Origin of the sequence: Parahaliea aestuarii, from assembly GCF_008064635.1 — a bacterium.
Lineage (GTDB): Bacteria > Pseudomonadota > Gammaproteobacteria > Pseudomonadales > Halieaceae > Parahaliea > Parahaliea aestuarii.
The window spans coordinates 571,064-592,011 of sequence record NZ_VRYZ01000001.1 but is presented as its reverse complement, the minus strand read 5'-3'; the positions used below and the strand labels follow the sequence as shown (position 1 = coordinate 592,011).

The window sequence follows — 20,948 nt, the reverse complement described above, 5'->3', positions numbered from 1 at the left end:
GCGCCACCCTGATCACGCGCTTTCCTGCAGGCCTGAAGTACCATGGACCCAGTCAGAGGTGCCTTTATGCAAAAGATTCTCGTCGTCGAAGATGAATCCGTGATCCGCACCGCCCTGCGGCGCCTGCTTGAACGCAATGACTACAGCGTTTCCGAGGCGGCCTCCGTGCAGGAGGCAGAATCGCGGCACACCCTGACCGAATTCGACCTGATCATCAGCGACCTGCGCCTGCCGGGCGCCCCCGGCACTGACCTGATCAAGAAGGCCGGTGACGTGCCGGTGCTGATCATGACCAGCTACGCCAGCCTGCGCTCGGCGGTGGACTCGATGCGCATGGGCGCAGTGGATTACATCGCCAAGCCCTTCGATCACAGCGACATGTTGAGCGCGGTAGAGCGCATCATCGCCGACCACCCCACCTCCCGCGCGGAGAAGACCCGCGACACCGACCACCCCGCCCCGGGAGACGCGGAAAACCGGGTCACTGGCTTCATCGGCAAATGCCAGGCCATGCAGACCCTGTTCAGCAATATCCAGAAAATGGCGCCCACCGATTCCACCGTGCTGGTGCTCGGCGAGACCGGGACCGGTAAGGAACTGGTGGCGCGCAGCATACACCGGGCCAGCCGGCGGGCCGGCAAGACCCTGATATCGGTCAACTGCGCCGCCATCCCGGACACCCTGATCGAATCCGAACTGTTCGGCTACGAGAAGGGCGCCTTCACCGGCGCCAATGCCAGCCGCATGGGGCTTATCGAGGCCGCCGATGGCGGCACCCTGTTCCTCGACGAGATCGGTGAACTGCCGATGGAAGCCCAGGCGCGCCTGCTGCGCTTTATCCAGGAAGGGGAAATCCGCCGTATCGGCTCAGTGAGCTCGCGCAAGGTAAATGTGCGCCTGATCTGCGCTACCCATCGCAACCTGCAGGCGCTGGCCGCCGAAGGCGAGTTCCGCCAGGATCTTTTTTACCGCATCAACGTGCTGCGCCTGCACCTGCCCCCCCTGCGCGAGCGCGGCAAGGACATCCTGCACCTGGCCGAGCAACTGCTGCAGGTGCAACTGGAGCGGCTGGGCAAGGGCCCGATGGTACTGTCGCCCAAAGCCATTCAGGCCATCACCACCTACCAGTGGCCGGGCAACGTGCGCGAACTGGAGCACGCCATCGAGCGGGCAGTCATCCTGTCCGAGGGCGACGAAATTGACAACGAGGCGCTCGGCATCGACCTCGAGCTGGTCAACATCAACCGCATACGGGGGCAGCAGAGCAACGGCGTCAGCGGTGCCCAGGCGTCCACCCCGCATCCCCGCAGCATCAACTCCGACCCCTCGGAGGACCTGTCGCTGGAGGACTACTTCCAGCGTTTCGTACTGGAACACCAGGACTCCATGAGCGAGACCGAACTGGCACAGAAACTGGGTATCAGCCGCAAATGCCTCTGGGAGCGGCGCCAGCGCTTTGAAATTCCGCGCAAAAAATCCGGCGGCAGCGGCACCGCCCGGCGCAAGAAGACCGGGAGCTGAGCGTTACCCGGTCACAAATGTGTAACAAAACGCGGAGTAAAATGGTAACAACAGCTACCTTGCAGCCTGCCAGCGAACCGCAGCCAAAAAGTTAACTACTTGTTTTTAAAAGATTTTTTAAAAACTGGCACACGCCCTGCAATTACTAGGTCGGCTACAACAATAAAAATAAGAATCTGCCGTAATAACAATAAGATATTTTCACTATGGACCTGGTGGGGGAAGACTTCTTCCCCTTCGTTCCAAGCAGCTTTCGGGAATACCCTTCGATCGGCAGCCAGTTTGGCTGAACCCTTAAGGGATATGCCCCCGGCAGTCCGGACCACAGGACGCCAGAACTACAGACTATGGCAGTGCTTTTGCGAAATAGTTCTATCGCCTGCCAATAAGAATAAATACGGCTAGCGCATAAGAATAACTCCGAAGAGACCTGGATGGGGAAAACAGCTGTTTTCCCCGTCTTATTATTGCTTTCCGCCCCCTCCCATTAACCGCTGCCAGCACACCTCGCGCAACCTTCTGTGATAGACTGCGCTGCGTTAACTCACTGCACAAGGCACTGCGCTTGAAGGTCATTCCCAGGGATCAGCACTGCATTTCCCGGCAGAACATCAGTGACAACGCCCTCAAGGTAATGGCGCGCCTGCGCGGCAGCGACTACCAGGCCTACCTTGTCGGCGGCGCCGTACGCGACCTGTTACTCGGCGGCCACCCCAAAGACTTCGACATCGCCACCGACGCCACGCCCGAGCAAGTCCACGAACTATTCCGCAATTCACGCATCATCGGCCGTCGCTTCCGTATCGTACATGTGCGCTTTGGCCGCGAAATAATCGAGGTCACCACCTTCCGCGGCCACCACGACAGCGACGACGATCGCTCCCGCTCCAGCCACTCACGGCAATCGTCCAGTGGCCTGCTCCTGCGGGACAATGTCTTTGGCACGCTGGAAGAGGACGCAGTGCGTCGCGACCTCACCGTCAACGCCCTGTACTACGACAGCAAGAATTTCGAAGTCTTCGACCACGTTGGGGGGCTTGAAGATCTGCAGCGCCGCCACATCCGCATTATCGGCGACCCGGTGCAGCGCTTCACCGAGGATCCGGTACGCATGCTGCGGGTACTGCGCTTTGCCGCCAAACTCGATTTCTCCATCGATCAGAAGACCGCCGCGGCCATTCCCGAATGCGCCGGACTGCTGGGGGAAATACCGGCCGCGCGCCTGTTTGACGAGTTTCTGAAGCTGTTCCTGGCCGGCTATGCCGAGCCCACCCTGGCGCTGCTGCAGCGCCACCAGTTACTGCGCTACCTGTTCCCTGACAGTGCTCACCAGTTACAGCGCGACCCCAGCGGCCAGGCCCTGGTGGAGGCCGCCATGCGCAGTACCGACGCGCGCATCGCCGAGGACAAACCGGTCACCCCGGCCTTTTTGCTGGCGGCCCTGCTGTGGCCTGTGGTGAGGGCGCGGGGGGACGATCTGCAGGCCCGCGGCGAAGCGCCGGCTCAGGCGCTGAACAGTGCCGCCCAGCAGGTCATTGCCGAAGCCGCCCAGCACCTCTCCATCCCGCGCCGTTTCAGCCTGCCCATGCGCGATATCTGGGAGTTCCAGCTGCGCCTGGAGCGCCGCGGGCGCAAGGCGGTGGAACTGGTACAACACAAGCGCTTCCGCGCTGCCTACGACTTCCTGCTGCTGCGCGAGGAAGCCGGCGAAGCCACCGATGGCCTCGGCGCCTGGTGGACCGAATTCCAGACCCTGCCGGAGAACCAGCAGTTACAGCAGGTAGCCCAGGACCAACCCACTCGCAGCCGCCGCCGGCGACCGCGGCGACGGCGCCCGGGTAACGCCGCGTGATCACCTGCTATCTGGGCCTCGGTAGCAACCTGGACGACCCGGAGCGCCAGTTGCAGGACGCCCTGGCAGCGCTGGCAAAACTGCCGCGCTCCCGCCTGGCCGCGGCCTCCCCGGTCTATCGCAGCGAACCTGTGGGCCCGGACGGACAAGACGATTACCTCAACGCTGTGGTCGCCCTCATCACCGAGCTGCAGCCGCTGGAATTACTGGACGCCCTGCAGGCGATCGAGAACAACCAGGGGCGGGTGCGCGACGAACGCTGGGGGCCGCGCACTATCGACCTGGACATTCTGCTGTTCGGCGAACAGCGCATCGACGAACCTCGCCTGCAGGTGCCGCACCCGGCCATGGCCGAGCGCAACTTCGTACTCGTGCCCCTGACAGATATCTGCGACCCGCGTCTGGTAGTGCCGGGCGGCAGCGATCTTGCTACATTGGCGGACCGCTGTTCCGGAGGCCGGCTGGAGCGCACCCGGATACGCCTGAAAACACACTAGGCAATAGAACCAGGAGCCACAGCTTGAGCGGTGACAGCACGACCATCGGCCACGACCTCAAAGGGCGCCAGCCGCCCCTGTATATCGCGGTAGAGGGGCCCATCGGAGTGGGCAAAACCACGCTGGCCAAGCGCCTGGCCGCCACCTTCAACTACCAGACACTGCTGGAGGAGGCCGAGGCCAATCCCTTCCTCGAGAAGTTCTACCGCAACCGCAAGCAGGCCGCGCTGGCCACCCAGCTGTTTTTCCTGTTCCAGCGGGCCGAAAAAATCGAGCAGCTCCGCCAAACCGATATCTTTGAGCCGGTACGGGTGGCCGACTTCCTGATCGACAAAGACCCGCTGTTCGCCCGCATCAACCTCGAAGCGGACGAGTTCCAGCTCTACGAGCGGGTCTACAAGCAACTCACTATCGACGCCCCACGACCGGACCTGGTGATCTATCTCCAGGCCTCCACCGACGTACTGTTGTCGCGCATAGAACAGCGTGGAATACCCTTTGAACAGGCGGTGGAACGCGACTATCTGGAGCGCCTGAACGAAGTGTACAGCGAGTTTTTTCTGTATTACGATGGCGCCCCACTACTGATCGTCAACGCCAGTGAGATCGATCTCGCCAACGGCGACAGCGACTACCGCCACCTGGTCGACTACCTGCTGGACATCCGCAGCGGCCGCCACTACTTCAATCCCACCTTCTTTGGATAGCACCGCCATGGGCAAGATTACTGTCAGCACCCTGGACAAAATGAAGGCCGCCGGCGAGAAGTTTGTCTGCATCACCGCCTACGATGCCACCTTTGCCCGCCTGGTGAGCGAAGCCGGCGCCGAGACCATCCTGGTCGGCGACTCCCTGGGCAATGTCGTGCAGGGTCACGGCAGCACCATCCCGGTACGCATGGAAGACATGGTCTACCACACGGCCTGCGTATGCCGCGCCAACACCGATGCCATGGTCATAGCCGACCTGCCCTTCATGACCTACAGCAGTGCCGAGGATGCACTGAGCAACAGCGCCATGCTGATGCAGGCCGGCGCGCAGATGGTAAAGATGGAAGGCGGCGTCTGGCTCAGCGATACCATCAGCATGCTGGTGGAGCGCGGCATCCCGGTCTGTGCCCACCTCGGCCTCACCCCGCAATCCGTGAACGTCTTCGGCGGCTACCGGGTGCAGGGGCGCACGCCCAAGAGCGCCAAATCCATCCTCGCCGATGCCGTGGAGATCCAGGACGCCGGCGCCAGCCTGCTGGTACTGGAGTGTGTGCCGGCCCACCTGGCCACCGATATCAGCGAAAAGCTGGACATCCCGGTCATCGGTATCGGCGCCGGCGCCGGCACCGATGCCCAGGTACTGGTGCTGCACGACCTGCTCGGCCTGTCGGGCCACAGCCCCAAATTCGTGCAGAACTTCATGGCCGGCAAGAACAGCGTGCAGGACGCCCTCGGCGCCTTTGTGCAGGCCGTCAAGGCGGGCGAATACCCCCGCGAAGAACACACCTACAGCTGAATCAGCCCGGTTACCGTCCTTCCGCTCTACAGGCACTGCCAGAAGCTGAGGCCTTCACAGTAAGTAAGCGCTCACATCAAGAAGCGGCAAATACTGCTTCTTTTGGTAACACCGGAGCGTGAATTTTTCATGAAATTCCGTTGCCCGTAACATTATCTTTGTGCATACTGCCTCACCCCCTGCCGCCGCAAGGGCAGGTCTGTAACCACTCCGACGATCGGTTTAGCGTCGCCCATTCCACATAGAGGGATATGGCAGATATGCGAACTTACACAACGGCCGCAAGCCTGCGTTCCGCCCTCGGCGAATTCCGCTGCCAGGGCCAATCCATCGCTTTCGTACCCACCATGGGCAATCTGCACGAAGGTCATCTGGACCTGGTGCGCCGGGCCCGATCGCTCTGCGATATCGTAGTGGTCAGTATCTTCGTCAATCCCCTGCAGTTCGGGGCCAACGAGGACCTGGACGCCTACCCCCGCACCCTGGCCGCGGACAAGGAAAAACTGTTCAGTGAGGGCGTTCAGGTGCTGTATGCCCCCACCGTCGAGGAAATCTACCCCGAGGGCATGCACAAGCACACCCAGGTACAGGTTCCCGACCTCTCCGAAACCCTCTGTGGCAGCAGCCGCCCCGGCCATTTCAACGGCGTATCCACCATCGTCAACAAGCTGTTCAATATGGTACAGCCCGATGTGGCGGTGTTTGGCGAGAAGGACTTCCAGCAACTGTCCATCATCCGCAAGATGGTCAGCGATCTCTGCATGCCCATCCAGATCGAAGGTGTGGCGACGGCGCGCGATGCCGACGGCCTGGCCAAGAGCTCCCGCAACGGTTACCTGAACAGCGAGCAGCGCCGCATTGCCCCCACTATCCACGAGGTGCTGACGGGCTGCCGCGAAGCCATTGCCTGCGGCTTCGACAACTTCCTGCAACTGGAATCCCACGCGCGCATGCAATTGCTGCAGGCCGGCTTCGAACCGGACTACTTCGCCATTCGCGACGCCCGTACCCTGCGTGCAGTGGATGAGAGCACTGAAGAGATCGCCATCCTGGCAGCGGCCCGGCTGGGCAGTACCCGTTTGATAGACAACGTGCGCCTCGCCGTTAACCCTGCCTCCGACTGGGGCATGCTGGCTACACAGTAAGAGGCAATCAATGCGGGCGATAAGCCCGGCAGCGGAACCTGCGCTACAACTGGCGGTCGCAAGTACACATGGATTTTGTAACGCAACACGCCGAGACGCTGCTGGCCTGGGTCGCCGGAATCTCACTGCTGATGCTGATAGGCACTGTGGTCGTCATGCCACTGGCGCTGTCGCGACTGCCGGTCGACTACTTCAACGCCGAATCCCGCCGCTCCTGGCGCGACATGACGCCCTACCCGCCCCTCAGCCTGCTGCTGGTTATCCTGAAGAACGTCGTTGGGTTGATGCTCCTGGCGCTGGGCATTCTGTTGCTGTTCACCCCCGGCCAGGGCGTCGTTACCATTCTGGTGGGGCTGATGCTGATGAACTTTCCCGGCAAATACCGCCTCGAGCGCAAACTGGCGCTCACCCCCGGCATCCTCCGCGCCATCAACTGGCTGCGCCAACGCGCGGGCTCCGCACCGATGGAAGCCCCGCGCTGATAGCAGACTTTACAGATCGATCAGTACGCCGAGACTCCAGCCGCTGAACTCCAGTTTACCGTCGTAATCGTCAAAATCATCGAAATCGTTTTCCACTTGGCGATAGCCCAGGCGGAAAGACAGATCCAGCACCGGCATATCCAGGGTGTAGTCGAGGCCGGCTTCGACATCGTAGGCACTGGTGTCATCCCAGTTGGTTGCAGTGGCTTCACCGTAAACCCCGAAGCCGGTACCCACCAGCGGCACGCGCACAGTGCCATAGAGCTGCGGTACCCAGCCCTCAAATGAGCGCCGCCCCGGCGCACGCCCGTCCTGGAAATTGGTGGCGCTGACCCCGAGATCGAGATCGATGGCGGGGTTGTCGAGAATTTCGTAGTAGAGGATGGCGTCCAGCGTACTCAACTCGAGTGGCGCGGCGCCGTCTTTCTCAGCGTAATCCCAGTAGCGGACTTTGATGTTGGGGATGATGGGGATGGGGTGCTCGAAGGCGGCGGTCAGGGACAGTTGCTGCTCTTCACCGGCATCGAAGCCGGGAGCGCTGCCGTCGGCCATCCAGGCGGCAGCGCCGGCTTTGAAGGCGAGAACGTCGGCGGTGGCGATCGCGGGGGCGGCGAGCAGGCACAAGGTGGCGGCGATTTTTTTCATGGCGTTGGCACTCCGGGTGGCTTGGAAAGTTGGCGGTACAGTACGGGGCGTGTTAGTTGCGGTCAACTTATTCGACTTCGTAGGCCGGTGCCGCACAGCCGGAGTGGGGTGCGGGACTCGCCGTAAATACATCCATGTAGGCTCCTCGTCAGCATCCATGCTGCCGAGGGTCCCTCACCCCACTCCGGCTCCACGACACCTACATCGCCGAGAGCTACAACATGGGCACAATACCGACCCTATCGAAGCCGTTGCGCCGTGAACGTTGTTCCAAGGTGCAGAAAGCGTCTGAGCCCCAGGGGCATACAGCGACCCTATGAGGCATGGAGAGCCTGCCCCTCCGGCCTACCTACTTTCACATTGACCATTGGAACGCTGCCAGTAGCTCCGGCAGTTTGGCGCGGCAACACTAGGTGTCTCAGGTATGGGGCGGGGTGAGGGACCGTCGGCAGCATGGATGCTGCCGTCGAGCCTACATGGACGTATTTACGGCGTGTCCCGAGGCCCGTCCCATTCCTGTGACGCCGAGCTACGAAGCTCCGAAAAACTTCGCGCCAAAAAGGCGATTCAGGGACATGCACCAGAACCACCCTGCTACGCAGGCGAAAAAAAGGGGCGCACCCTTGCGGGAGCGCCCCTGAATAAACGACCGGGGTGACCGGATCAGGAATCAGCAGATTCCTGTTCCTGTGCTTCCTCGGCCGGAGCCTCATCTTCCAGCAGTTCCTTGATGGACAGCTTGATACGACCGCGCTGATCCACATCCAGAACCTTCACGCGAACTTCCTGGCCTTCGCTCAGGTGGTCGGTCACGTTCTCAACTCGCTCATTGGCGATCTGGGAAATGTGCACCAGGCCATCTTTGCCGGGCAGAATGTTTACGAATGCACCGAAATCAACAATGCGGGCAACCTTGCCCACATAGACCGCACCCACTTCCGCTTCCGCGGTGATCTCTTCGATCAGCTCAACCGCCTTGTCGCGGGCAGTCTTGTCCTGGCCGAACACACGCACAGTGCCGTCGTCATCAATGTCGACCGTCGCGCCGGACGCTTCAGTGATGGAGCGAATGGTCGCGCCACCCTTGCCGATGATGTCGCGGATCTTGTCGGAATCGACCTTCAGCGTGATCATGCTCGGCGCGTTGTCGGAGGTGACTTCGCGGGCGGCGGGCAGTACGGCATTCATCTGGCCCAGGATGTGCAGGCGGGCCTGCAGTGCCTGTTGCAGGGCGATCTCCATGATCTGCTCGTTGATGCCCTCGATCTTGATGTCCATCTGCAGGGCGGTCACGCCTTCGGCGGTACCGGCGACTTTGAAGTCCATGTCGCCGAGGTGATCTTCATCACCCAGGATATCGGTCAGCACGGCAAAGTTGTTGCCTTCCTTGACCAGGCCCATGGCGATACCGGCAACCGGCGCCTTCAGGGGTACACCAGCGGCCATCAGGGCCAGGGAGCCGACACAGACGGATGCCATGGAGCTGGAGCCGTTGGACTCGGTGATCTCGGATACCACACGCACGGTGTAGGGGAACTCGTCCTCACGGGGCAGCACCGCGGCCAGGCCGCGGCGGGCCAGGCGGCCGTGGCCGACTTCGCGGCGACCGGTGAAACCGATACGGCCCGCTTCGCCCACAGAGTAGGGAGGGAAGTTGTAGTGCAGCATGAAGGGATCGCGGCGCTCGCCTTCCAGGGCATCGATGATCTGTGCGTCGCGGGTGGAGCCCAGCGTCACGGCACCGATGGCCTGGGTTTCACCACGGGTGAACAGGGCAGAGCCGTGAACCTTGGCCAGCAGGTCAACTTCACACGCGATGGCGCGAACGGTGCGGTTATCGCGACCGTCGATACGCGGCTCACCGGCGATGATGCGCTTGCGCACCAGGTCTTTCTCGACCTTCTTGAACATGTCCTTGACGGCATCGGCTGAGGGGCCACCTTCCACCGCCAGCGCGGCAACGCAGGCTTCGCGGATTTCACCCACGCGGTCATAGCGCTGGGCTTTTTCAGTGATGCGGTAGGCTTCACCGAGGTCGGCCTTGACCTGGCCTTCAACGGCAGCCAGCAGATCCTGGTCGACAGCGGGTGCCTGCCAGTCCCAGCGCGGCTTGCCGGCTTCGGCGGCCAGTTCTTTCACTGCCTGGATAACAGCCTGCATTTCCTGGTGAGCGTACAGTACCGCGCCCAGCATCTGGTCTTCGGACAGCTGGTCAGCCTGGGACTCAACCATCAGTACCGCGTCAGTGGTGCCGGCAACGACCATGTCCAGCTTGCTCTCTTTCAGCTGGTCATAGGTGGGGTTCAGCATGTAGCCCTGGGCTTCATTAAAGCCGACGCGCGCGGCGCCGATAGGACCATTGAAGGGGCAGCCGGAAATGGCCAGAGCGGCAGAGGTGCCGATCATGGCGGGAATGTCCGGGTCGATGTGCTTGTCGGCGGACATCACGGTGCAGACGACCTGCACTTCGTTCATGAAACCGTCGGCGAACAGCGGGCGGATCGGGCGATCGATAAGGCGCGACGTCAGGGTTTCTTTCTCGCTGGGCCGGGCTTCACGCTTGAAGAAGCCGCCGGGGATCTTGCCGACGGAGTAGGTTTTCTCCTGGTAGTGTACGGACAGCGGGAAGAAGGGCTGGTTTTCCTTGGCGGTTTTCTCTGCCACCACGGTGACCAGCACGGTGGTGTTCTCGACGGTCACCAGAACCGCACCAGTCGCCTGACGGGCGATACGGCCGGTTTCCAGGGTGACGGTCTGACCACCGTACTGGAAGGTTTTAGTTACTGGATTCACATTAATTCTCCAATTCTTAACATGACAACCGGGGCATTCAGCCCCGGTCTATGGTGCAGCTTATCGACGCAGACCCAGACGTTTGATCAGGTCGGCGTAGCGGTTCACATCTTTCCGCTTCAGGTAGTCCAGCAGTTTGCGGCGCTGGTTCACCATGCGGATCAGGCCGCGACGGGAATGGTGATCCTGCTTGTGCTCGGCGAAGTGGTCCCGGAGCTGCTCGATATTTGCAGTCAGCAGCGCGATCTGTACTTCGGGGGAACCGGTGTCGCCTTCAGCTACCTGGTACTCTTTGACGATTTCTGCTTTCTTTTCAGCGTTTAAAGCCATTGCTATTTCCTCATTTGAATCTGCCGTGGCAGCGACATTCACACCGCTGCGCGTTCATGAAAAGAGACTGTCCGTGCAGATTTACAGACATCTCCGGTTTGCATCACTGCCGACTCAGGGCGGCGGTGATATGCCTGTGTCACCTCCCGGTGACGGCCGGCCGGCTAATGCCGGTCGACTACCAGTCGACGGGGCGCCACGCGCCCGTCGTCCAATATTTCGCCTACGCCCAGAAACTCACCGGTCTCCAGAGCGACGCGCACCATACCATTACAGGGCGCATTTGGCACCTGGACCGGCTGCCCCTGGCGCATGTAGAAGCCGCCGGATTCGGTCAGCCGCACCAGCGGCATACCGCGCACGGCGGTGTCTTCCGGCAACAGCAGCTGGTCCATGTCGGCCAGCCTGTCGTTCTGCTTCAGCGCCTCGAGGGTCGACAGGGTAACCGCGTCCGCCAGCGTGAAAGGCCCGGCCTTCGTGCGCCGCAGCGCGCTCACGTGAGCACCACAGCCCAGCGCGGCGCCAAGATCCTCGGCGATGGAGCGCACATAGGTGCCCTTGCTGCACTCCATTGCGATATCCACCTCCGCCCGCAAACCCGGGCGGAAGGCCAGCAGTTCCAGCCGGTGAACGGTCACCTGCCGCGCCTTGCGCTCCACCTCAAGCCCTTGACGGGCGAGTTTGTACAGCGGCTGGCCATCCTGCTTGATGGCTGAAAACATCGACGGTACCTGCTCGATGTCGCCGCGAAATGCCTCCAGCGCGGCGCGCACCGTCGCCTCGTCAATGCCTGATGCGTCGGACTCCTTCAGTACCTCGCCCTCGGCGTCGCTGGTGGCGGTGGCAACACCCAATACAAAGGTGCTCTCGTAGGCCTTGTCCGCATCCAGCAGGTACTGGGAAAACTTGGTGGCCTCGCCAAAGCAGAGAGGCAGCACCCCGGTGGCCAGCGGATCGAGGCTGCCGGTGTGTCCGGCCTTGGCAGCAAAATACAGGCGTTTGGCCTGTTGCAGGGCGTGGTTGGAGCTCGCCCCGCCCGGTTTGTCGAGCACCAGTATGCCGTCCACCGGACGGCCGCGGCGGCGCCGTGCCACTACTCCCGCTCTCCGGTGTCGTCGCCCTCGTCGTCACGCAGCCCGAGATCGCGGTCGGCATCCGCAGCGCGACGGATCAGGTCTTCCATATTGCGGCCGTAGCCGACGCTGCTGTCAAAGACGAACCGCAGCTGCGGCACCATGCGCATGTTGCTGTCGCGGGACAGCTGGGAACGCAGAAAACCCGCCGCCTTGTTCAGCACGCCAGCCGTTTCGGCTGCGTCGTCACTGGAGTCAGCACCCAGCAGGGTAAAAAACACCTTGGCGTGGCCGAGGTCGCGGCTGACATCGACACCGGTGATGCTCACCATGCCCACCCGCGGATCGCGCAGCTCCCGCTGTATCAGGGCGGCGAGTTCGCGCTGCAGATAATCCGCAACGCGCTGGGTTCGACTGTATTCCTTGGCCATGTCCGGCAGAGGTCGCCGCGCCCTACAGGGAGCGGGCGATCTCCTTCACCTCGAAGACTTCGATCTGGTCACCGACCTTCACGTCATTGTAGTTCTTCACGCCGATACCACACTCCATACCGTTGCGAACTTCCGCGGCATCGTCCTTGAAGCGACGCAGGGATTCCAGCTCACCTTCATAGATCACCACGTTGTCGCGCAGCACACGGATCGGGCGCGAGCGGTACACGGTACCCTCGATCACCATACAGCCGGCGATAAGGCCGAACTTGGGCGAGCGGAACACATCGCGCACTTCGGCAATGCCGAGAATCTCTTCGCGCATTTCCGGTGCCAGCATGCCGGACAGGGCCTGCTTGACATCATCGATCAGGTCGTAAATCACGTTGTAGTAACGCAGATCCACACCCTCGCTTTCAACCAGGCGGCGAGCGGAAACATCCGCGCGCACGTTGAAGCCGAAGATCACCGCGTTGGAGGTCATGGCCAGGGTGACGTCGGTCTCGGCGATACCACCGACGCCGCCGGCGACGATGTTGACCTGTACTTCCTCGTTGCCCAGATCCAGCAGTGAAGTCTGGATGGCTTCCAGGGAGCCGCGCACGTCGGCCTTGACCACCACATTGAGGGTCTTCTTCTCGCCGGCGGTCATGCTCTCGAACATGTTGTCGAGTTTCGCCGCCTGCTGGCGCTGCAGTTTGTTGTCGCGCTGCTTCTCCTGGCGGAAGTCCGCCACTTCCCGGGCGCGCTTCTCGCTTTCCACCACGGCGAACTGGTCGCCGGCATCGGGGGTGCCATCCAGGCCCAGGATTTCCACCGGGATACTGGGGCCGGCTTCGCTCACAGGCTTGCCATTCTCGTCCAGCATGGCGCGCACGCGGCCGTACTGCAGGCCGGCCAGCACAATATCACCCTGGCGCAGGGTGCCGCTCTGAACCAGCAGAGAAGCGACGGAGCCACGGCCCTTGTCCAGGCGGGATTCGATCACGATCCCCTGTGCCGGTACATCGCGGGGCGCCTGCAATTCCAGCAGTTCCGCCTGCAGCAGTACGGCATCCAGCAGCGCATCGATGCCCTCACCGGTATGGGCGGAAACGTTGATGAACTGGGTATCACCGCCCCACTCTTCGGAAATCACATCCTTGGCGGACAATTCGTTTTTGACCCGGTCGGGATCGGCCCCTTCCTTGTCCATCTTGTTCACCGCCACGATCAGCGGCACACCGGCCGCCTTGGCGTGTTGCACCGCCTCCTCGGTCTGGGGCATGACGCCATCGTCGGCGGCCACCACCAGGATCACGATGTCAGTGCTCTTGGCACCGCGGGCGCGCATCGCGGTAAAGGCCGCGTGCCCCGGGGTATCCAGGAAGGAGATCATGCCGTGGCCGGTCTCCACATGATAGGCACCGATGTGCTGGGTAATGCCACCCGCCTCGCCGGAGGCGACGTGACTCTTGCGGATATAATCCAGCAACGAGGTCTTGCCGTGGTCGACGTGGCCCATTACGGTGACTACCGGCGCGCGCGGCTCCGGCGTACCCTCGTGAAGCGACAGGGTTTCTTCCAGTTTTTCCTCCAGCGCATCGGCACTGATCAGCTTCACAGAGTGGCCCATTTCCTCGACCACCAGCGACGCGGTGTCCTGGTCAATCATCTGGTTGATGGTCGCCATGACGCCGAGCTTCATCAACTCCTTGATCACTTCACCGGCCTTGACCTTCATCTGCTGGGCCAGCCCCTGCACAGTGATCATGTCGGCCAGTTCCACTTCCCGCACCTGGCGCTCGGTGGGCAGCTCAAAGCCGTGCTTGCCGTGTTCGGCATGCGAGGCCTTGAGCTTGCGACGACCGCCGCGACGACGACCGAACCCGTCGCCATCCAGGTTGTTCAGCGACATGTGTCCACGCTGCTTGCCACGACCCGGCGGGCGCTCGAGACGCCCCTTGCCGGCCGACTTGCGGCGCTGATCTTCCTTTGGCGCAGCGGCAGCACCGGGCTGGGGCGCCTCGTGCAATCGCTTGGGACGCTTGGCCTCTTTCTCTTTCTCACGCTCGGCGGCGGCGGCAGCTTCCGTCTTCTGACGCTCTTCCTCGGCTTTCTTGGCCTCGATGTTGCGGCGACGGGCCTCGGCTTCTTCTGCTTCTTTCTTCTTGCGCCGCTCGGCCGCACGCTGGCGCAGGATCTCCGGATCCAGTTCCAGCGGGTCTTCTTTCTTTGGTGCGGCCGGCTTCGGTGCGGCCGGCTCCGCTGCGGACGGCTGCGGCTCAGGCTCAGCTTCGGCTTCCGGTGCAACTTCTTCGACGACAGCTGCCTCTTCTTCCACTTCCGGCTCGGCGGCTGCTACGACTTCGGGTTCCGGTTCCGCCGGAGCGGCCTCGGCCTCTGCCTCGGCGGCCTCTTTCGCGGCAGCAGCTTCACGCGCTGCCAGCTCCTCGGCTTCCTTCGCCGCAGCGGCTTCCGCCTCTGCCCTGAGTTCTTCCGGATCGCGCTTGACGTAGGTGCGCTTCTTGCGCACTTCCACGTTGACCGTCTTCTTGCCCTGGGAACTGCTGGAACGCAGGGTGCTGATGGTCTTGCGTTTCAGCGTGATGCGCTTGGGTGCATCGGTGGCTTCACCGTGGCTGCGCTTCAGGAAGGTCAGCAGTGTCTGTTTGTCCTCTTCGGAAACCGCCTCGTCCGCCGCCTTGTGCGGCAGACCTGCGTCCTTCATCTGCGTAAGCAGACGCTCCACGGAGGCATTCACAGTTTCTGCGAGTTGCTGTACTGTCACCTGCGCCATTCAATAATCTCCTTAAATCCCGTTTCCCAGTTTGCCCAATGCCGTGCCACTTTCTCTGTGGTCTTACTCGGCCTCTTCCGCAAACCAGGGTGCGCGGGCGGTCATAATCAATTCACCGGCGCGCTCTTCCGTCATTTCCGGGATATCCATCAGGTCTTCCACACCGAGCTCCGCCAGATCTTCCATGGTGATCACTTCGCGGCTGGCCAGGATGTAGGCCAGGTGGCGATCCATGCCATCCATGTTCAGCAGATCTTCGGCAGGTTCATTGGCACCCAGCTCTTCCTCGGATGCGATAGCCTGTGTCAGCAGTGCATCCTTGGCGCGAGCGCGCAATTCCTCGGCAATGTCCTCGTCAAAGCCTTCTACCGCAACCATTTCTTCCAGCGGTACGTAGGCCACTTCCTCAAGGGTGGTAAAGCCCTCTTCCACCAGGATTTCGGCGACTTCCTCGTCGATATCCAGTTGATCCATAAACGCCTGGATGACTTCGCCCGATTCGGCCTCGTGTTTCTCGGCCGCTTCCTCGGTGCTCATCACGTTGATGGTCCAGCCGGTCAGCTCACTGGCCAGGCGCACGTTCTGGCCGGAGCGGCCGATGGCCTGGGCCAGGTTGTCCTCGGACACCGCTACATCCATGGTGCCGCTGTCCTCGTCCATGACAATGGATTCGACTTCGGCCGGGGCCATGGCGTTGATCACCAGCTGGGCGGGGTTGTCATCCCACAGCACAATGTCCACGCGCTCGTTGTCCAGTTCGTTGGACACCGCCTGCACGCGGGAACCGCGCATACCAACGCAGGCGCCCACCGGGTCGATGCGCTGGTCATTGGTTTTTACCGCAATTTTGGCGCGGGAACCCGGATCGCGGGCCGCAGCGCGGATCTGGATGACTTCCTCGGAAATTTCCGGCACCTCGATCTTGAACAGCTCGATCAGCATCTCCGGACAGGCCCGGCTCAGAATAAGCTGCGGACCGCGGGTCTCAGTGCTGATTTCCTTCAGCACGGCGCGCACGCGGTCGTTGACGCGGAAGGTCTCACGGCCCACCAGTTGATCGCGGGGCAGCAGCCCCTCGGCGTTGTTACCGAGGTCCACAATCACGTTGTCACGAGTCACTTTCTTGACGGTACCCGCCACGAGTTCACCAACGCGATCCATGTACTGCTCGACAACCTGGGCGCGCTCGGCGTCGCGCACACGCTGCACGATAACCTGCTTGGCGGTCTGGGCGGCGATACGGCCAAAGCCGACGTTCTCCACCTGCTCTTCAAAAATATCACCGGGCTTGAGATTCGGGTCTTTCTCGGCAGCTTCCTCAGTGGTGAACTGGGTACCCAGCAGGGCCATCTCGTCGTCGGGCACCACCAGCCAGCGACGAATAGTCTCGTAGTCGCCGGTTTTGCGATCGATAGTGACTTGAATGTCCGCTTCCTCGTCGTAGCGCTTCTTGGTCGCTGTTGCCAGTGCCAGCTCAATCGCCTCGAAAATGATGTCTTCCGAGACACCTTTCTCGTTCGAGACGGCTTCCGCCACCATCAGGATTTCTTTCGTCATCTCAAGCCTCGCTTGTTCGATCACTGCCCGCCCAGGCGGGGTTGAATACGCGCTTTCTCGATTGCGCCGTGGGGCAACAGGTATTCGTGGTCATCCACCTGGACCACCACGTCCTCGCCCTCGATTCCCTTCAGGGTTCCCTTGAATTTGCGGCGCCCATCGAAGGGCCGACGCAAACGCAACTCTATCCACTCGCCGACGTAGGCCGGGTACTGCTCGAGATGGAACAGCAGGCGATCCACTCCCGGGGAGGACACTTCCAGGGTGTACTCACCGGCGATCGGGTCTTCCACGTCCAGCACACCGCTGACGTGGTGACTGACATCGGCACAATCTTCCACGCCAATGCCCTGCTCGCTCTCAATATAGACACGCAATACTGTATGACGGCCCTGTGACAGGTACTCGATACCCCACAGCTCGTAGCCCAGCGCCTCCACAGAGGGCGCCAGCAGCTGCTGGAGTTCCTGTTCCTTTGTCGCCATTGGCAAGTGCTCCCACCGGCAGGGCCGGTACTTTTTCGCAGATACGAAAAAGCCCCTAAAAAGGGGCTTCTCGAACGTATCACCTAGATTTAGGAGCGGGTGATACGTAATTGGTAGCGGGGGCCGGATTTGAACCGACGACCTTCGGGTTATGAGCCCGACGAGCTACCAGGCTGCTCCACCCCGCATCAATACTTCCTCGCCGTGAAGGCCCCTTGGCACTTCACCTCAGGCCGCGTTACTGCTGCTGCCTGAATTCGAGGGTGTGCATTATAGGTACGGCCCCCATGGTGGTCAACCGGCTTTCCCAACTAATTTCAGGTTTTATTGCGGGGCGCTCACTTGTTGTTCAATCGCACCGAAAATCGAGTGCCCGGACTCGTCGCACATCTCAATGCGCACCCTGTCACCGTACCGCATGAACGGTGTTTGCGGCGCGCCGCCCTCAATAGTTTCGATCATGCGAATCTCGGCAATGCAGCTGTAGCCAAGGCCGCCCGCCGCGACGGGACGCCCCGGGCTGCCGTCGGCGTCCTTGTTGGACACCGTGCCGGAACCGATGATAGTTCCCGCCCCCAGTGGCCGGGTTTTCGCCGCGTGTGCAACCAGGGTGGGGAAATCGAAGGTCATGTCCACGCCGGCATTGGCCTTGCCAAAGAGTGCGCCGTTGTAGGACACCAGCAGCGGCAGGTGCAGGCGACCGCCATTCCATGCATCCCCCAGTTCGTCGGGCGTCACACACACCGGACTGAAGGCGCTGGAGGGCTTGGACTGGAAAAAGCCGAAGCCCTTGCCCAGCTCGGCGGGAATCAGGTTGCGCAGGGACACATCGTTCACCAGCATTACCAGACGGATGGCCTCCGCCGCCTGCGCGGCCGTGGCGCCCATCGGGACATCGCCGGTCACCACGGCGATCTCGCCCTCGAAATCGATACCCCAGTCCTCGCTGGCCATGACAATGGGTTCACGCGGCCCGAGAAAGGTGTCGGACCCGCCCTGGTACATCAGCGGATCGTTCCAGAAACTCTCGGGCATCTCGGCACCGCGAGCCCTGCGCACCAACTCCACGTGATTGACGTAGGCGGAACCGTCAGCCCACTGGTAGGCCCGCGGCAGCGGCGAGGCACAGGCCGACTCGTCGAAGGGTTCACCCTCCCCCGCATTGACGCGCCCGCAGAGGTCTTGCAGGACGGGCCGTGTATCGGCCCAGTTATCCAGCGCGTCCTGCAGCGTCATGCCCGTCGGCAGCTGGCGCCCCAGGTCCTGCGATACCACTACCAGGGCGCCATCGCGCCCCGCTTTCACTGATGCGAGTTTCACTGTGAATCTCCCTCTTCTCTATGCATTAGTCATCCTGGCGCTGATGCAGCCAGGCGGCGTGGCGCGGCGCCCTTTTGGTGCGCGACCACTCATCGATCATCGCCGGCGCCACTTCCCGCAACTTCTCCAGATCCCCGGGTCGGTCGATATTCGCCGCCAGTTCCAGGCGATGGCCATTGGGATCAAAGAAATAAATGGATTTGAAGATGCCGTGGTGCGTCGGCCCCACCACCGCCAGGCCCTCGGCCTCGATCTTCTCCTTGGCCGCCAGCAGTTCCTCCACCGAGCCGAGCTCAAAAGCGATGTGCTGCACCCACTCCGGTGTCGCCTCGTCGCGCCCCATGGAGGGCGAGTTGGGCAACTCGAAGAAGGCCAGCACATTGCCCATGCCGGCATCGAGAAAGATGTGCATGTAGGGGTCCGGCGCGCCGGTGGAGGGCACTTCATTCTCGGCGATGGCCAGCACCAGGTCCATGTCCATCACTCGTTTGTAGAAGTCCACCGTCTCCTTCGCATCGCGACAGCGATAGGCCACGTGATGAATTTTGCGAATGTTCATGGCAGCGCCTCCCGGCTCAACCGGCCTGTTTCTCTTCGTTGGCATCCCCGCCGATCACGCCGCGGGCGAGCTGGTCGCGTTCAATGCTTTCAAACAGGGCCTTGAAGTTGCCCTCGCCAAAGCCCTCGTCCTCCTTGCGCTGGATGAACTCGAAGAACACCGGCCCCAGCAGGTTGGCGGAGAAAATCTGCAACAGCAGACGCGGTTGGCCACCCTCGGTGGTGCCATCCAGCAGGATACCGCGCCGCTGCAGCTCTGCGGCGGGTTCGCCGTGTCCGGGCAGGCGCTCGTCCAGCATCTCATAGTAAGTGTCCGGCGGTGCCGGCATGAACTCGAGGCCGGCGGCCTTGAGTTTGTCGTAGCAGGCCAGCAGGTCGTCACAGGCAAAGGCGATGTGCTGGATACCCTCGCCGTTATAGGCCATCAGGTATTCCTCGATCTGGCCGCCGCCCTTGGCCTCCTCGTTGAGGGGGATGCGGATTTTTCCGTCCGGCGCTGTCATCGCCTTGGACAGCAGGCCGGTGTATTCACCCTTGATGTCGAAGTAGCGGATTTCGCGGAAGTTGAACAGGTCCTCGTAATAGGAAGCCCAGTAATCCATGCGCCCGCGATAGACATTGTGGGTGAGATGGTCGAGGGTGTGAAAGCCGTGACCGACGGGCTTGCGCTCCACGCCTTGCAGCCAGTGGAAGTCGATATCGTAGATGCTCTGCCCTTCCTCGTAGCGGTCGATCAGGTAGAGGGTGGCCCCGCCAATCCCCTTGATCGCCGGCAGGCGCAGTTCCATCGGCCCGGTTTCCACATGCACGGGCTGGGCGCCGTTTTCCAGCGCGCGACGGTAGGCCAGGGTGGCGTCCTTGACCCGGAAGGCCATGCCGCAGGCGCCGGCACCGTGCTCGCGGGCGTAGTACCAGGCGTGGCTTTTGGGTTCGTAGTTGGTAATGAAGTTGATATCGCCCTGGCGCCACAGGCTGACATCCTTGGTGCGGTGCTCCGCCACCCGGGAAAAGCCCATCATTTCAAACACGGGTTCCAGTATGCCTTTCTCGGGCGCCGCGAATTCCACGAATTCAAAGCCATCCAGGCCCATGGGGTTGTCGAAAAGATCTGCCATTGCTTGCCTCCCGCACTGCGGCACTGAGTTGTTGGTCGTGCCGGGAGTATAGTTGTCGCAACATTTAGTTACAACTGCAACTATATTTGGGTTGCCCCGCGCCGTCGACGATGGCGGCGACGGAGCAGCGCAATAGCCAGGCCGCCAACCAGGCCCGGCGCAAACCACACCGACATCGCCAGCCCGCCACGGACTTCGAACAGTGCCTGCGCACCAAAGACGAGAAAGGCGGTATAGGCGGCGATCCCGGAACCGAGCATCGCCCCAAGGTGTTCCAGTCGCCACTCGCCCAGCGGCACGCTGGCGCGCAGGCAGTAGAGCAGCATCGGCAGCCCCAGGAATATACCCAGGGCCCCGAAGATGCCCGGCAACAGCCCGCCGGCGGCCAGAAAGCGCACAAGCTGGGCGACGCCAGCGAGCACCAGCAGTGTGGGCCAGCAGAGCACCCGCCAGCGCCGCAACTGCTGGCGTTGCTCCCTGGCCCGCAGCACCACCACTCCGTGGCTGACAGTCGTAAAAGTCAGGAGGCTGAGGTAGCCGAGGAACAGGTAGGTGTCACGCGCCTGGGCCAGTTGTGCCACGTCGGGCGCTCCTCCCAGCCACTGCTGTGGCCAGGCCAGCGCGAGGGCGCTCATCACAGCGCCACTCAGACTCACCCCCACCATACAGGAGACGTACCAGCGCCCGGTGCGCTGGTGCCAGTATCCGCCCCTGGCTGTCACCAGCGGCCCCCAGAACAGCACTACCGCGGCAGCGCCGAGGGCCACGTGCACAAAGAGTAAAGAGGAATGTAAGGTCGACATGTTTGCCGCTCCTGTCAGTCAGTCGGGGCCACGATAGATCAAGCCCCGTGCGAGCA

Annotated in this window: 19 protein-coding genes and 1 tRNA gene; 7 read left to right on the top strand and 13 right to left on the bottom strand. The window is 62.0% G+C overall.

Annotated features, from left to right (window positions below; translation table 11 throughout):
• Nucleotides 1-66 precede the first annotated feature (66 nt).
• The 7 genes from FVW59_RS02690 (at nt 67) to FVW59_RS02660 (ending at nt 7,003) form a co-directional block, all read left to right on the top strand.
• Nucleotides 67-1,521 carry a sigma-54-dependent transcriptional regulator gene (locus FVW59_RS02690; RefSeq protein WP_148062675.1) on the top strand — a complete coding sequence of 485 codons (1,455 nt, stop codon included), beginning with the start codon at nt 67-69 and terminating at the stop codon, nt 1,519-1,521.
• A 565-nt stretch (nt 1,522-2,086) separates the two neighbouring features.
• A complete protein-coding gene (gene pcnB, locus FVW59_RS02685) occupies nt 2,087-3,373 on the top strand; it encodes a polynucleotide adenylyltransferase PcnB (RefSeq protein WP_148062674.1) in 1,287 nt (428 codons plus the stop codon).
• A complete protein-coding gene (gene folK, locus FVW59_RS02680; RefSeq protein WP_425468394.1) occupies nt 3,373-3,870 on the top strand; it encodes a 2-amino-4-hydroxy-6-hydroxymethyldihydropteridine diphosphokinase in 498 nt (165 codons plus the stop codon). Before pcnB ends, folK begins: the two co-directional genes overlap by 1 nt.
• Before the next feature lie 23 nt (nt 3,871-3,893).
• Nucleotides 3,894-4,577: a deoxynucleoside kinase gene (locus FVW59_RS02675; RefSeq protein ID WP_148062672.1), complete on the top strand. Its 684-nt coding sequence runs from the start codon at nt 3,894-3,896 to the stop codon at nt 4,575-4,577.
• A 7-nt stretch (nt 4,578-4,584) separates the two neighbouring features.
• Nucleotides 4,585-5,376: a 3-methyl-2-oxobutanoate hydroxymethyltransferase gene (gene panB, locus FVW59_RS02670; protein WP_148062671.1), complete on the top strand. Its 792-nt coding sequence runs from the start codon at nt 4,585-4,587 to the stop codon at nt 5,374-5,376.
• Between the two features lie 260 nt (nt 5,377-5,636).
• Entirely contained in the window at nt 5,637-6,521 is an 885-nt protein-coding gene (gene panC / locus FVW59_RS02665; protein ID WP_148062670.1) for a pantoate--beta-alanine ligase, read from the top strand.
• A gap of 68 nt (nt 6,522-6,589) precedes the next feature.
• Complete coding sequence (locus FVW59_RS02660; protein WP_148062669.1) at nt 6,590-7,003, top strand: PGPGW domain-containing protein; 414 nt, start codon at nt 6,590-6,592, stop codon at nt 7,001-7,003.
• 9 nt (nt 7,004-7,012) lie between these two features.
• Here the strand turns inward: FVW59_RS02660 and FVW59_RS02655 are convergent, their stop codons facing one another.
• From FVW59_RS02655 to FVW59_RS02595, 13 genes are all read right to left on the bottom strand, one after another.
• Nucleotides 7,013-7,648 carry a TIGR04219 family outer membrane beta-barrel protein gene (locus tag FVW59_RS02655; RefSeq protein ID WP_187275716.1) on the bottom strand — a complete coding sequence of 212 codons (636 nt, stop codon included), beginning with the start codon at nt 7,646-7,648 and terminating at the stop codon, nt 7,013-7,015.
• Between the two features lie 663 nt (nt 7,649-8,311).
• Nucleotides 8,312-10,441: a polyribonucleotide nucleotidyltransferase gene (pnp, locus tag FVW59_RS02650; protein ID WP_148062667.1), complete on the bottom strand. Its 2,130-nt coding sequence runs from the start codon at nt 10,439-10,441 to the stop codon at nt 8,312-8,314.
• Between the two features lie 60 nt (nt 10,442-10,501).
• The gene (gene rpsO, locus FVW59_RS02645) at nt 10,502-10,771 is read right to left on the bottom strand and encodes a 30S ribosomal protein S15 (protein WP_116366285.1); all 270 of its coding nucleotides are present in this window, start codon (nt 10,769-10,771) and stop codon (nt 10,502-10,504) included.
• 164 nt (nt 10,772-10,935) lie between these two features.
• Complete coding sequence (gene truB, locus FVW59_RS02640) at nt 10,936-11,865, bottom strand: tRNA pseudouridine(55) synthase TruB (RefSeq protein ID WP_148062666.1); 930 nt, start codon at nt 11,863-11,865, stop codon at nt 10,936-10,938.
• Entirely contained in the window at nt 11,865-12,275 is a 411-nt protein-coding gene (gene rbfA / locus FVW59_RS02635) for a 30S ribosome-binding factor RbfA (protein ID WP_148062665.1), read from the bottom strand. Before rbfA ends, truB begins: the two co-directional genes overlap by 1 nt.
• A gap of 22 nt (nt 12,276-12,297) precedes the next feature.
• Nucleotides 12,298-15,054: a translation initiation factor IF-2 gene (infB, locus tag FVW59_RS02630; RefSeq protein WP_148062664.1), complete on the bottom strand. Its 2,757-nt coding sequence runs from the start codon at nt 15,052-15,054 to the stop codon at nt 12,298-12,300.
• Between the two features lie 63 nt (nt 15,055-15,117).
• Nucleotides 15,118-16,611, bottom strand: coding sequence for a transcription termination factor NusA (nusA, locus tag FVW59_RS02625; protein ID WP_148062663.1), 1,494 nt, complete (start codon nt 16,609-16,611; stop codon nt 15,118-15,120).
• Nucleotides 16,612-16,631: 20 nt separating this feature from the next.
• Complete coding sequence (gene rimP / locus FVW59_RS02620; protein ID WP_148062662.1) at nt 16,632-17,096, bottom strand: ribosome maturation factor RimP; 465 nt, start codon at nt 17,094-17,096, stop codon at nt 16,632-16,634.
• 111 nt (nt 17,097-17,207) lie between these two features.
• Nucleotides 17,208-17,284: transfer RNA gene (locus tag FVW59_RS02615), tRNA-Met, on the bottom strand.
• Between the two features lie 136 nt (nt 17,285-17,420).
• Nucleotides 17,421-18,416, bottom strand: coding sequence for a fumarylacetoacetate hydrolase family protein (locus tag FVW59_RS02610; RefSeq protein WP_148062661.1), 996 nt, complete (start codon nt 18,414-18,416; stop codon nt 17,421-17,423).
• Between the two features lie 25 nt (nt 18,417-18,441).
• Nucleotides 18,442-18,975, bottom strand: a complete 534-nt coding sequence (locus tag FVW59_RS02605; protein ID WP_148062660.1) for a VOC family protein — start codon at nt 18,973-18,975, stop codon at nt 18,442-18,444.
• A 16-nt stretch (nt 18,976-18,991) separates the two neighbouring features.
• Nucleotides 18,992-20,089 (bottom strand): 4-hydroxyphenylpyruvate dioxygenase, encoded by a 1,098-nt coding sequence (gene hppD, locus FVW59_RS02600; protein WP_148062659.1) that lies wholly within the window; start codon nt 20,087-20,089, stop codon nt 18,992-18,994.
• 80 nt (nt 20,090-20,169) lie between these two features.
• Nucleotides 20,170-20,892, bottom strand: coding sequence for a hypothetical protein (locus FVW59_RS02595; protein ID WP_148062658.1), 723 nt, complete (start codon nt 20,890-20,892; stop codon nt 20,170-20,172).
• Nucleotides 20,893-20,948 lie beyond the last annotated feature (56 nt).